The organism is Desulfosporosinus shakirovi, assembly GCF_020595055.1.
Taxonomy (GTDB): domain Bacteria; phylum Bacillota; class Desulfitobacteriia; order Desulfitobacteriales; family Desulfitobacteriaceae; genus Desulfosporosinus; species Desulfosporosinus shakirovi.
In genome coordinates this window covers 152,822-165,525 of record NZ_JAJDOO010000005.1, presented here as the reverse complement: position 1 = coordinate 165,525, position 12,704 = coordinate 152,822, and the positions used below count along the sequence as shown (strand labels likewise).

The 12,704-nt window shown below is 40.3% G+C and carries 11 protein-coding genes and 1 riboswitch; of the genes, 9 read left to right on the top strand and 2 right to left on the bottom strand.

Annotation, left to right across the window (positions count from 1 at the left end; all coding sequences use genetic code 11):
- Nucleotides 1–4 precede the first annotated feature (4 nt).
- From LJE72_RS06620 to LJE72_RS06600, 5 genes are all read left to right on the top strand, one after another.
- A complete protein-coding gene (locus LJE72_RS06620) occupies nt 5–841 on the top strand; it encodes a thioredoxin domain-containing protein (protein ID WP_229246834.1) in 837 nt (278 codons plus the stop codon).
- Nucleotides 842–1,038: 197 nt separating this feature from the next.
- A riboswitch (cobalamin riboswitch) is annotated at nt 1,039–1,212 on the top strand.
- A 65-nt stretch (nt 1,213–1,277) separates the two neighbouring features.
- Entirely contained in the window at nt 1,278–2,828 is a 1,551-nt protein-coding gene (locus tag LJE72_RS06615) for an ABC transporter ATP-binding protein (RefSeq protein WP_229246833.1), read from the top strand.
- On the top strand, nt 2,809–3,546 hold the full coding sequence (locus LJE72_RS06610) for an energy-coupling factor transporter transmembrane component T family protein (RefSeq protein ID WP_229246832.1): 738 nt from the start codon (nt 2,809–2,811) through the stop codon (nt 3,544–3,546). Before LJE72_RS06615 ends, LJE72_RS06610 begins: the two co-directional genes overlap by 20 nt.
- Nucleotides 3,547–3,573: 27 nt before the next feature.
- Nucleotides 3,574–4,107, top strand: a complete 534-nt coding sequence (locus LJE72_RS06605) for a hypothetical protein (RefSeq protein ID WP_229246831.1) — start codon at nt 3,574–3,576, stop codon at nt 4,105–4,107.
- 612 nt (nt 4,108–4,719) lie between these two features.
- A complete protein-coding gene (locus LJE72_RS06600; RefSeq protein ID WP_229246830.1) occupies nt 4,720–6,669 on the top strand; it encodes an endonuclease MutS2 in 1,950 nt (649 codons plus the stop codon).
- 163 nt (nt 6,670–6,832) lie between these two features.
- On the opposite strand, the gene LJE72_RS06595 is transcribed toward LJE72_RS06600, so the two are convergent.
- Both LJE72_RS06595 and LJE72_RS06590 read right to left on the bottom strand, forming a co-directional pair.
- Entirely contained in the window at nt 6,833–7,387 is a 555-nt protein-coding gene (locus LJE72_RS06595; protein WP_229246829.1) for a DoxX family protein, read from the bottom strand.
- Between the two features lie 394 nt (nt 7,388–7,781).
- Nucleotides 7,782–8,096, bottom strand: coding sequence for an MGMT family protein (locus LJE72_RS06590; RefSeq protein WP_229246828.1), 315 nt, complete (start codon nt 8,094–8,096; stop codon nt 7,782–7,784).
- A gap of 266 nt (nt 8,097–8,362) precedes the next feature.
- Between LJE72_RS06590 and LJE72_RS06585 the strand changes: the two genes are divergently transcribed.
- The 4 genes from LJE72_RS06585 (at nt 8,363) to LJE72_RS06570 (ending at nt 12,592) form a co-directional block, all read left to right on the top strand.
- Entirely contained in the window at nt 8,363–8,686 is a 324-nt protein-coding gene (locus LJE72_RS06585; protein WP_229246827.1) for a GNAT family N-acetyltransferase, read from the top strand.
- Between the two features lie 239 nt (nt 8,687–8,925).
- Nucleotides 8,926–9,591, top strand: a complete 666-nt coding sequence (locus tag LJE72_RS06580; RefSeq protein ID WP_229246826.1) for a Crp/Fnr family transcriptional regulator — start codon at nt 8,926–8,928, stop codon at nt 9,589–9,591.
- A gap of 113 nt (nt 9,592–9,704) precedes the next feature.
- On the top strand, nt 9,705–11,669 hold the full coding sequence (cooS, locus tag LJE72_RS06575; RefSeq protein WP_229246825.1) for an anaerobic carbon-monoxide dehydrogenase catalytic subunit: 1,965 nt from the start codon (nt 9,705–9,707) through the stop codon (nt 11,667–11,669).
- 134 nt (nt 11,670–11,803) lie between these two features.
- The gene (locus tag LJE72_RS06570; RefSeq protein ID WP_229246824.1) at nt 11,804–12,592 is read left to right on the top strand and encodes an ATP-binding protein; all 789 of its coding nucleotides are present in this window, start codon (nt 11,804–11,806) and stop codon (nt 12,590–12,592) included.
- Nucleotides 12,593–12,704: the final 112 nt, after the last annotated feature.

Here is a 12,704-nt window from a genome sequence, read left to right as displayed (position 1 = left end):
TACATTGAGCATTACTATCTTTACGGCAACAGGCTGTACCCGATGTAAAATTGTTAAAGGGTATATGGAAGCCCATCAAATTGAGTATGTGGAAAAAGACATGAAAGCTGAAGGAAAAGACGAATTCCAAAGCTTTTACAAGGCTAATCGCAATGCTGTCTTTCGCGGAGCTGACGGCATTGAATTCCCCATCATTACTGACGGGAAGAATATTCGCCAGAGTATTGGCGCTGCCATCGCTTATCTTCATGCTGGTCAAAAACTGGAAGGCTATTTCAGTGTCGGTACACTCCACAAAGAATGGGTGGATGGGATTCACCTGTCCGGGGGCAATCCGGAATATGGCGATGAATTAATACAAGTGCTGAAGTATATTAAAGGCAACAATATGAAGTTGCAGATTGACACTGATGGGCGCAATAGTCAGATTCTCGAGCGAGTCATTGGGGAAAATTTGGCAGACGTTTTAATCATGGACGTTATTGCTCCCCTGGAGTTGTATGGGCAGATATTAGAAAAAGAAATCAATACTGAAGAGATTGTAAAAAGTTTAAGTTTTATCACGAAATTCCCAGAGGCTAAATTGCAGACCTCTATTCGACCCGTCAGACGTGCCGACGGCAGTATTTCTTATCTGACCCCCGACGAAATTGCGGATATTGCCAAGCTTATTCAAGAAGGAACCGGGAGTAATAAATGTCGATACTTGCTTAAGCTCTCTAAACCCCAAGACAGCAATGATAAAGAATTACAGAAGGTTGCTCCCTTGCTGTCTAATCAGTTGTTTAGTTATCGTAATAAGGCCAGAACCTTTCTAGTCTTTGCCGAAATCGAAAAATAAGAGGCTTGTTAAATAAATAGGTTCATTGAATCAGCGATTTGATAGTTCCAATTATCGGGCCTTATCTCAACAAGTCCATTATTCGAATTATCTAGAATTAGTTATTACGGCAAGAGGCAACTTAGAGGTGGAAATGGTAAAGAATCTTTTATAACGCCTGTTGACAAAATTTATGAATTATTCTATTATAAGGGCAATTGAATACTTATTTAATAGGTGCCCGCAAGGGATAATAGGGAACCAGGTTATAATCCTGGACGGACCCACCACTGTAAGTAGATGTTGAAAATGTATAATTTGCCACTGGGAAACTGGGAAGGCGTACATTCTAGTCTATAAGTCAGGAAACCTGCCTATGAAATATTGCAAAAGGACAAAGGTAAAGTTCTAGCTTATTAAAGCTGGAACTTTTTTATTTCTATACTTAGGAGTTGCTATGAAAAAGATTGAAAATACAATTGCGAAAGTTACAATTGAAAAACTCGTCTTTCCGCATGAAGAGAAACCTGCGCTTAAAAATATTGACTTTGAAATCAACCAAGGGGATTTTATTGTCATTACCGGGGGGGTAGCCTCTGGAAAATCAATTTTACTGCATTGCATCACAGGCGCTATCCCTCACTACCATAACGCAGAGTTAACGGGAAGAGTCACAATCATGGGGCAAAACATTAAGGATATGCGCCTCAATAAAATGTCTGATTATGTGGGATATATGATGCAGGAACCCCAAAATCAAATTATCGGTTTGGATGTCTACGAGGATGTAGCATTCGGCCTCGGTAATCTGGAAATTCCCTTAAAAGAAATTGATCAGAGGGTTAAAGACACCTTAGAATTTGTGGGTCTGTCGGGCTATGAAAGTAGGCAAACTGCTTCTCTTTCAGGCGGCCAGGCCCAACGAGTCGTCTTGGCCAGTGTTTTAGCCCTCAACGCCCCTATTTTAATTCTTGACCAGCCGACCGCTGAGCTTGATCCCCAGGGCCGAAATGAGCTTTATAAGCGGTTAGGTCAATTGAATAAAACTCAGAATCAAACCATTGTTTTGGTTATGGATCGAATTGAAGAAGTCCTCAACTATGCCAACAGAGTCTTCTATATTCAATCAGGTGAAATTGTTAAACAGTATTTGCCAGAGGCATATTACCAGGAGCAAATCGAACATCGCAAAGAAAAGATAAAATGCCTCACTTCTGTCAATTCGAATCATGTTAAATCTAGTGAAATGATTGCGAAGATTACCGATGTCTCCTATCAGTACAAAAACGATTTGTTGGGTTGTGAAGATATTCATTTAGATATTTTTAAGGGGGACTTTTTAGCGATCATAGGTTTAAACGGCTCTGGAAAATCAACCTTAGCTAAGCTGATTATCGGTCTCTTAAAGCCCTCTAAAGGTGAAATTAAAGTGTTTAACCAGCCTCTGAGTAAGGAAAAACTGGCAGAGATCCGATCACGGGTGGGCTTTCTATTTCAAAACCCTGATTATCAGATCTTTGCAAGCACCCTAGAAGAAGAAGTTGGATTTTCACTGAGGCTAAGGGGTGATATTTATGAAAAAATAGAACAGAAGATTGAGGAGTCATTGGAATTTGTGGGATTGCTGGGATACAAGAAAATGCACCCTCATCGCTTAAGCCGTGGCCAGCGCCAGCTTTTGGCATTAGCCTCCATCCTCGTCAGTGATCCTGAATTTATTATCGCCGACGAACCGACTTCAGGACTTGACGAGAACCAAGGGTATATGATCATGGATAAGCTCTTTCATTTATCGAAAAATGGCAAAACAATCCTACTTATCACCCACGATCTGACCATGGCAAAAGACTATTCTAATAGGTTAGTTGCCCTGCATGATCACCGCATTCAACTAGATATTTCCACAAGAGATCTGGATCAACATCTAGATACGCTTAAAAAGATTGGTCTGAATTTCCATAATCTTATTTCATTCAGGGAGGTTAAAGATGGGACTTTCAATGCTTGATCCCAGGACTAAGCTTGCCTGGTATGTTCTGATGATCTGTTTTTCACTGATTAGTGGGACTGCTGTTCAGTTGTGTGTGGTTTTATTGGCAGGCATTATGGCCTCGCTAATCTTAACAGGTTCCTTGAAACAGTATAAGGTTGTGATTTTAATCTTATTGTTTTTGGGACTTCAGATATTGGTCGTGCAACTGATTTTTTGCCGTGAAGGGGTTCTAATCTACCAATGGGGGATTCTTGAAATATACAGTGAAGCTTTACCTCTAGCGATCACCGGCTTTCTTAAGGCTAGCATTATTGTTTTTGCAAGTATGCAATTTTTCACCTCGGCCTCACCTCAAGAGTTTACGTTGATGCTCATGAAATTCAAAATACCTTATCGTTTTTCCATGTTAGTGGGACTAAGCGTCCGTTTCCTCCCACTCATGAAAGCTGAATATATATCTATAATCGATAGCCAACGTACTCGAGGCCTTAGAATGGAAAGCGCATGGGACAATCTCAAAGGTATTTTCCCAACCTTTCTACCTTTTTTATATCGTTCCGTTCGACGTGCCACGGAAACTGCCCTGGCCATGGAGTTAAGAGGCTACGGACGAACTAAAACCCGTACCTTTACTTCAGATATAGCGCTTAAGTCTTACGATACTGTTTTAATCTTTGCGATGTTAGCGGTGATAATCATTAGCCTTATTAGTAAGGTATTACCATTAATATAATTAGATGAATTTAGGAGGAGAATTTAAATGAACGGAAAAATCTTCAGAACTGACACAAAAGCACTAGTAGGCTCTGTCATCATCGGGATTGTAATGCTAATTATGATGCAGGTTACAGGTCGTATTGATGCAATATTGGATCCAACCCTCTTACTTCTTAATGGTACATGCTGGGCATTCTTTACAGGTCTGATTGTTTTAATGTACAGACAACCCGCGGGTATTATCGCTGGAGTAGTAGAAGCCGTAGTAGCCATGGCTACGGGCTATTCACCACTGGGTTTTTTCTTCTTATTCGCCAATGTCATAGGATCGATTGTCTACTCACTAATTTCCAGTAGATTTTCTATGGAGAAATTAAGCCACCATATAATAGCAATGCTGGGGACTGCAGTGACAGGCAACCTTTGCGTTATGGTAGGATTGATTTATGTCTTTCACCTTGACTGGAAGATCGCACTATTATCTTCAAGCATAACCGCCTTCGTTGGAACAATTGTTGCAGGAATCCTGACAAAGAGTATCTACGGCTCCTTACAGAAATCAGCATTGCTTCAATAAAAGTTGGCTTTTGTTGTTTCGTCGTTCTGGTACACTTCTGGTTCAGTAAATTCTTTCAACGGATAAACATTGCAAAGGAGTATCGCCCATCACTTTTTCACATAAGTGGTGGGCGCAACTACAATTGACATATGCCACAGAAATGTAATAAACTAGGGTATACCTAAAAATGAGAGGATGGTTTTTTTGTTAAATGTGTCTGTAATGGTGATTTTCAACTAAACAGTTGAGAGAGGTTACTTTATAAAACGTGGGTTTTAAACCTGCTTTTTTAAGTTTGCCTTTCTGAAAGCGCAACCTTTGCGCTTTTGGATAACGCCTTACAGATTGCTTCCTACAATAACCATTTGAGTTATATCAGTGTCAACCTTTGTCGATAAGACAACAGTGCTGACATTGAAACTATGGCGATTATTATCGTATAGTTTTGTAGAGTGTAACGGGCATGTCCTGTTACACTCTATTTATTTTTCTCAATATAGTTATGTGATTTTATCGTCAGCTAAAATCATTGCCCACAGGAGTATTCTGCGTATTTTTGGGAATTAAATGATCCTAAAAATAAGGCGATCTCTCTTGTGGGCATTTTCATTGTTATAAGGAGGATTTTTGATGAACGTAAACAATACACTGGAATTTAATATTATACTTGAAATTTTAGCCCAACACGCACTATCCGAAAAGGCAATCGAAAAATTGCTCTCACTAAAGCCGTTTTTAAGTGAGCGAGAGTGCAAATCCAAAATGCAGGAAACAACAGAGGCACGCAAAATTTTAGAGGGTATAGGTACACCGCCCCTGGCCTCAATGAAAGAGCTGGATAAAATCCTGGATCTAACAGTGAAAGGCTCTATGCTGACCCCTGGACAGCTTACTAGTATCTGTGGTTTTATTTCTTCATGCAAAAGAATGAAGAAATATCTTAAAAAGGCTGAAGCTTTCAATACGGATATAGGGTTTTATGGTCATTCTTTCAGTCAAATGGATATGCTTTTTGAGGAAATTGAGCGCTGTATCAGAAATGAAGCGGTTGACGATGGTGCTTCTCCTGTCCTTCGTGATATACGCAGAAAAATAGAAAACACAAAAACAGCCGTTAAACTAAAGCTTGAAGGGATACTGCGCAGTAAAAAGGAATGGTTCACAGATGGATATGTCACCATCCGTAATGGTCGGTTTGTATTGCCGGTTAAAAAGGGCTATAAAAATCAGTTGAGCGGAACAGTCATTGATACTTCAAGCACAGGCAGCACCTGTTTTATGGAGCCTGCAGCAGTGAGAAAACTGCAGGAGGAATTGGCGGTTTTGCAAATTGATGAAGATAATGAGATTAGAAAAATATTATACACCCTTACCGTATTTGTGGAAGAGCATATTAATGAGCTGAGAATAAACAAGGACTGCATGGAAACCTTGGACTTTATATTTGCCAAGGCCAAGCTGTCCATCGAGATGAAAGCAGTTCCTGTGTCCATTACAACGGAACGAAAAATCATCATCAAGCAGGGAAGGCACCCTTTATTGAAGCCGGATCTATGTGTGCCTCTTGATTTTGAAATCCGAGGGGGTCTGGGTGATGACGCCATCAACGGTGTTGTGATTACAGGGCCGAATACAGGCGGTAAAACCGTTGCCTTAAAAACTATTGGCTTACTGTCAATTATGGCACAAAGCGGACTTCATGTTCCTGTGTCGGATGGCAGTGTATTTTGTATGCACAATAGCATTTACTGCGATATCGGTGATGGGCAAAGTATTTCCGAAAATCTATCCACTTTTTCATCCCATATCAAAAATATTGTAGCTATTCTACAAGGCGTATCAAGGGAAAGTCTTGTTTTGCTTGATGAGTTAGGCTCCGGTACAGATCCTGCTGAGGGAATGGGACTGGCAATTGCAATTTTAGCTGAATTAAATCAGAGAGGCTGTCTTTTTGTTGCCACCACTCATTACCCAGAGATAAAGGATTTTGCCAAGAACACAAAGGGACTTATGAATGCCCGAATGGAATTTGATCGCGAAAACTTACAGCCTTTATACAAGCTGCAAATTGGCGAGGCCGGAGAAAGCTGTGCCTTATACATTGCCCAAAGATTAGGATTTCCGGGGCATATGCTGAAGCGAGCCCAAAAGGAAGCCTATGGCGGTAGATCCTCTGTGTCACGAGATACACCAACTATTTTGTTTGATGAGGATAACTCTATGATAAATCCTGTTTCCAACAGCAAAATTCAAAAAGAAATTCCCAAGAAAAAATCACCCTCACGGAGCGAAAGCTTTAATATAGGCGACAGTGTAAGAGTTTACCCCCAAAAATTGCTTGGTATTATTTACAAGAGGACCAATGAAAAAGGCGAGCTGGGAGTGCAGATAAAAGATAAGAAGCAGCTTATTAATCACAAGCGGATTAAGCTTTTTATTCCTGCAACCAAACTTTATCCTGAGGATTATGATTTTTCGATTATTTTCGATACGGTGGAAAACCGCAAGGCCAGACACCAATTAGAAAAAGGACACGATGTAGTGATCGAATATGAGGAGGATTTAAAGTTTAATGATTAATTTAATCGATTATGGTTTTTAATTTGACGCCCCTATGCAGGGGCGTCAAATTGTCTGAACTTTTCCAAGCTCAAGCGATATAAATTGGAATTTGTTCAGGAACTATCTCTTCCCCTGGTATAAGTAGAGGGTACAAGACAGCGAGATTGACTATTTACGTTCCTTAAGTAGTTGATAATTCCCGCTTACACTCACTTAATAATTTCTTGTTTTTTTTATATTTCAGGAATCCACTTACTCCCAGAAGCTCGGCATATTGAGCAAATTTCAAAAATCCTAAGTTAGTCCAAATATAGCCGAAATTATTAAATGATCCACCAGCTAGGAACTGAACATTCATAAACATTGCTATAAGAGCAAACCAGAATATCCGAAATCCTAGCAGCATTGATAGGCCTACTAAAATTTCAAAAATTACTACTAAGGTATCAGTGACTCCTGGCATACCTAGAAAGATATTTTGTGCAACCCAAGAAAATCCTTTGTTGATGTAAAGTGGATCGAAACTAGAAACCTTTGGGCCGGCTATGTTAGTAACGAGACTTTCGATTTTCCCAGCCGAATTAAGTTTACCATCAGAAAACCAAACTAACTTGTGAGATGCGGATTCTACCCATGCCCATCCATAAATTAGTCTTGCTACAGTGAAGATGATCACTAAAAAGGCCACTTTCCGATCCTTTAATTGTGTTTTTACAGCTTCAAAATAAGACGACATAAAATTCCCCTCCTAATATTCTTATGAATTTTTTCTATCAAGGTTAAATCTAAAGAGAATACAAGTTTATATAAACAAGTGTTGACAAGTACACTTGTTGACTTTCTGAATGCGATGTAAATTATTAAATAAGTCTACCGGGTTCGACAGTAAAATGTTCTGGTATACAGGAGAAGTGGAATAATAAATGGTAAATAATAATATTAGTATTATAATTATTATAAATTAGTATGAAGTATAAGTAAAGAGAAATTGTAACAAAAAGTATAGATATTTAGGTTTTAGAATATAAAAAACGCTGAGACACAATGGCTCAGGCGTTGGTGTATAAAGAAAATCTTTTCTTATAAACAATGCATGGGTTTCGTCCTTAAGACATGATAATATTAAAGTGCTAAAAAAATGTTAAAGCAACGTCCCACAAATATTTTTTCAAATCTACGCACTCGTTTTCCTTTAAGTGAATACCTTCATTGTACAGGAGTTGTTTTTGATCTGTCCATCCGGGAGTTAAACGACCTTGGTGGTTCACAACCCGATGGCAAGGGATGTTGAGGGAATCTGGGGCATGATGCAGTGCTTGCCCAACCATTCTTGAACGTCGTGGGTAACCCGATAACATGGCAATCATTCCATATGTGGCAACCTTGCCGAAGGGGATAGCTTTAACAATCTCATAAACTTTATTCGAGAATTCTTTTCTGTCCATTTATTCACCTGCCAATCGTTTATTATCGGTATCTTTGCCACACTAAATTAATCAGGCAATAGTCAATTTTAATTACTCATGCTGTCCTACCCTGAATAATTAGTTGTTTCGTATCCATCATACATTAGACGTACTATATAGCAACCCTACTCGAGGGCTTTATTTTACTTTACTTTGGTAAAGATAGTTAAACATATATAAGTAAGAATTTTGATATGCTTGTTTGAGTGATAAGTATCAATCAAGTCAAAAATTGGAGGAAAGACATGAACTGGAACTATGAAAAGGGACGTATTTATAGCACCGATGAAAAAGGCGAATTGATGTGTGAGACTACTTTTATTCGTAAAGAAAACGGAGAGATGGATATAGATCATACCTATGTTAATCCGCTTTTGAGAGGTTATGGGGTTGCTGGGCAGATGATGGAAGTAGTAGCTGAGTATTTCAGGAAAGAAGGATTTAAAGCTACTGCCACCTGTTCCTATGCCAATATCTGGCTAAGACGACATAAGAAGCAGTATCCTGATATCCTTTCTAAGGATACCTATGATCAAACTGTGGTATGCAGGATTGACGGAAAGCATTAAGGGAAGAAGTTCTTTAAGATGGAGTTTTGTTCTTTATGACATCAATTTATTGATAAGAAATATGAACAAGTGTGTTTTCCGCTAGCTGATGTAGAAGAATCAACTAGCGGATATTTACAACGTCGGTTCAATACTGGGAATGTACATCAAGACTTGGGTTGGTTAAGCATATACCCTGTGTGATATACTTATTTCATGTACTACTTGGGTAATTAAATATGCTAGGAGTTCTGTCAATCATGAAGTTAACTGAACTGAGGGAAATCCCGCTTTTTAGAGCTTTAAGCGATGAACAATTGGGAATTCTTCAAGGCAATGCTCAGGAAAGAGATTATAAAAAGAATAAACGTATCTTTGAACCAGACAGCAAAGATAATTTCATCATGATCGTGCTGGAAGGTAAAGTCCGCATTTATCTCGCCTATCCGGATGGAAAAGAGTTCACCATCTCTTTTTTGGAACAAGGTGATATTTATAGCAGTCATTCAAAGACCTTCGCCGAAGCGAGAGAAGTCACCAAGATTTTGGCAATAAATACTAAGGCTTTTCATTTTTTTATGCTCAATAACCCTACCATACTCATTAGTATGGTTAAGGCTTTAGGAGATAGCTTAGGGAATACACTTCGTATCATTGAAAATCTGGCGTTCCTTGATATCGATAAACGGCTTGCTCGCTTTTTACTGGATGCAGCCAAGGAAAAAGGGGTTGTTGGACAAGAAGGCACGTTTATAAATCTAGGTTTATCAGTGGAGGATATTGCCCTAGCCGTTGGGAGCTCTCGGCAGACCGCTTCGATGCTCTTGAATCGATGGGAAAGGGACGGGGTTATCAAACGTAATCGAAAAACAGTGTTCTTGCTGGATATTCTAAAGTTGCAAGAATTGGGAGGAAGAACGGAATAAATTAATATTGTCGAAAAAGTATGAAAACCGTCAGATATTTGATGGTTTTTTTATTTGTTATGATCTAAGATGATTGTCAGAGAAGAGAATTTTTTCGACAAGGAGAGGATAAGATGTCAAGACAAGTATTAATTACTGATCTTACTATGGATACTGGGGTACAGGAATTATTAGTCAAAGCAGAACAGGAAAATATAGAGACAGCTTTTCAAAGGGCGAAGGAGCAAGAACCCCATTGTAAATTTGGTTTGACGGGTGTTTGCTGCCGTCGTTGTCTTCAAGGGCCCTGCAGAGTGACCTTTAATGGAAATAAAGGGATAAAACGTGGAGTTTGTGGGGCTACAGCAGACCAGATTGTGGCTCGTAATTTGCTGTCCCTGATTGTGGAAGGCACGACTCCCCACGTAGAACATGCCAGGGAGATACTCCACACCCTTTTGGAAGCTGCCGAAGGGAAAGCTCCCTATGAAATTAAGGGGAAAGAGAAACTTATCAGTATTGCTAGGAAACTGGGATTGACGGTTGATGGTGTAGAGATAGATAAATTAGCCCAAGAGGTTGCTTTGATTGCTTTACAAGATTTTCAGCAACAATCCGGCGTTTCCCACTGGTTGCGTCTTAGGGCCCAAGATAAATCGATTGAAACCTGGGAAAAACTGAATATATTGCCCTCCAATGCTCACTTAGAAATAGCCAATGCCATTAATAAAACAGCTATGGGCTGTGAGAGTGATCCTGTCAGTCTTTTACTGGGTATTATGAAAATGGGATTAGTCGAAGGATATGATGGCCTGCATCTTTCTACAGATCTCCAGGATATTTTGTTTGGAACTCCACGGCTTGTCAAAACCCAATACAGGATGGGCGTTATTAAAGAGGATTATGTCAATATTGCCGTTCACGGTCATATTCCCATGGTCTCTGAAAAAGTTCTGGAGTGGAGCCGGAAATTAAATAATGAGGCCAAGGCTTTAGGGGCCAAAGGGATTAACATTGTAGGGATTTGTTGCAGTGCTAATGAACTATTAATGCGTCAAGGAGTTTCCGTAGCGACTAACTATGCAAGTCAGGAACTGGCGATTATTACTGGTGCCTTAGAGGCCATGGTGGTAGATGCTCAATGTATCATGCCCGGTCTGGCTCAAGTAGCGGAATGTTATCACACAGAACTCATTTCCACATTGCCAAATATTAAGCTCGAAGGAGCAAGCCATATAGACTGGACACCGGAAGAGGCGGATAAAATGGGAGAGGAGATTGTCCGTCGTGCTCTTGACCATTATCCGGAGAGAGACCAATCTAAAGTCCAGATTCCGGAGGGTACCGTAGAAGCCTATGCAGGTTTTTCTGTTGAGCAGATTGTTGAGCTTTTGGCTACGTTAAATGGGGCAGACCCCTTACTCCCCCTAATAGAAGCCATCGCAAACGGTGACATCTTAGGTGTCGTTGCAATTGTCGGATGCACAAATCCTAAAGTAAAACAAGACTGGGCTAATACTGAAGTGGCCAAAGAACTTATGAGGAACAATGTTTTAATCGTTGCTTCCGGATGTTCAGCTCACTCCTTAGGGAAAAATGGCTTATTGTCCCCCGATGGTTTGCAATATTGCGGCGAAAAACTAGCCAATGTTCTGACAGCCATTGGACAAGCAAACGGTTTACCGGCTTTACCTCCTGCTCTTCATATGGGGAGTTGTGTTGATAATTCCAGAATTGATGATTTGCTGGTTGCGCTAGCGGATAGATTGGGTGTGGCTGTGAGAGAATTACCCGTGGCCGGCTCCAGTCCTGAAAATCATAGTCCCAAAGCCTTATCTATTGGAACCTTCTTTATTGCTCAGGGCGTGGATGTTCACATTGGGGTTAATGCACCAATTACAGGTTCCCCTCTTGTTGAACAAGCCCTTACAGCAAATAAAGGCGAGTTCCCCGTGACTACAGATGAGCTTTTCGGGGGAAAACTAATTTACGAAGCAGACCCCATTCAGGCTGCCCAAACAATGATTGCTCGTATTATTCAAAAACGTAAGGCTTTAGGACTTGTTTGCCCGGAAATTACGGAAAGTGCTGAAAAATAAGGAACACCCACTTATAGATGAGGGAGTTTCAGGATTGATGAACTCATTAACAAATTGACGAACCAGACTAACGGGGCTCTCACTGCCACATGTAGAAGTGGGAGCCTGCTATTAATAAAGGACGGGGTGAGTATATGCGGGAAAAAAGCATTAAGATTGCGATCTCTGGTAAAGGTGGGGTGGGTAAAACGACGCTGTCATCACTACTATGTTATCTTTACGCTCGAGATGGACAGAGAGTTCTGGCGGTAGATGCTGACCCGGATGCCAATTTAGGAACCGCACTAGGCTTTCCACCGGAATTGTTGGCAAAGCTAACCCCTATTTCTGAAGAGCGAAAACTTATCAAAGAACGTACCGGAGCAGAACCGGGAACGATTGGAGCCATTTACAGCCTCAATCCTCAGGTGGAGGATATTCCGGATACCTATGTTGCTGAATATCGGGGAATTAAACTTTTACGGATGGGGTCGATTACCCAAGGAGGAACCGGCTGTGCTTGCCCGGAAAATACCCTCTTGAAAAGTCTCTTGGATCATATTGTCCTGGAAAGAAATGAAATTGCCATTCTGGATATGGAAGCAGGACTTGAGCATTTTGGACGGGGGACAGCCAGGGGTGTGGATGCCTTTATTGTTGTGGTGGAACCTGGTCGACGCAGTATTGAAACAGCACAGGCAGTGGTAAAACTTGCCAATGATCTAGGGGTTAAAAATGTTTATGCCGTTGTGAACAAAATACATGAAGGGCAATTGGCTGAGCTTGAACAAGAGATTAACTTTTTACCGATTTTAGGGCATTTTCCCTATGATCCTGTTGTTGTCGAAGCTGATTTTCATGGCAAAAATCTTTTTGATTTAAGCAACAGTTTTGTACAAGAAGCAGAAAAGATAAAAGGGAAAATTGATTCGTTCCTTAGGTAGAAAACCAAATCTATAAGATATCGGCCTCCTTCTGCAGACCTTAAAACATCTGCAGGAGGAGGTTTTGCTATTATAGTCCTTTAAGGCTTATAGTCAGGCCAAGCTAAATTAT

What these genes read in the sequence shown, in the direction of transcription:
- LJE72_RS06590 (WP_229246828.1), bottom strand. Translation starts at nt 8,096, where the DNA reads ATGGACAGAAAAGAATTCTCGAATAAAGTTTATGAGATTGTTAAAGCT.
- LJE72_RS06615 (WP_229246833.1), top strand. Translation starts at nt 1,278, where the DNA reads ATGAAAAAGATTGAAAATACAATTGCGAAAGTTACAATTGAAAAACTC.
- LJE72_RS06595 (WP_229246829.1), bottom strand. Translation starts at nt 7,387, where the DNA reads ATGTCGTCTTATTTTGAAGCTGTAAAAACACAATTAAAGGATCGGAAA.
- LJE72_RS06585 (WP_229246827.1), top strand. Translation starts at nt 8,363, where the DNA reads ATGAACTGGAACTATGAAAAGGGACGTATTTATAGCACCGATGAAAAA.
- cooS (WP_229246825.1), top strand. Translation starts at nt 9,705, where the DNA reads ATGTCAAGACAAGTATTAATTACTGATCTTACTATGGATACTGGGGTA.
- LJE72_RS06580 (WP_229246826.1), top strand. Translation starts at nt 8,926, where the DNA reads ATGAAGTTAACTGAACTGAGGGAAATCCCGCTTTTTAGAGCTTTAAGC.
- LJE72_RS06610 (WP_229246832.1), top strand. Translation starts at nt 2,809, where the DNA reads ATGGGACTTTCAATGCTTGATCCCAGGACTAAGCTTGCCTGGTATGTT.
- LJE72_RS06600 (WP_229246830.1), top strand. Translation starts at nt 4,720, where the DNA reads ATGAACGTAAACAATACACTGGAATTTAATATTATACTTGAAATTTTA.
- LJE72_RS06570 (WP_229246824.1), top strand. Translation starts at nt 11,804, where the DNA reads ATGCGGGAAAAAAGCATTAAGATTGCGATCTCTGGTAAAGGTGGGGTG.
- LJE72_RS06605 (WP_229246831.1), top strand. Translation starts at nt 3,574, where the DNA reads ATGAACGGAAAAATCTTCAGAACTGACACAAAAGCACTAGTAGGCTCT.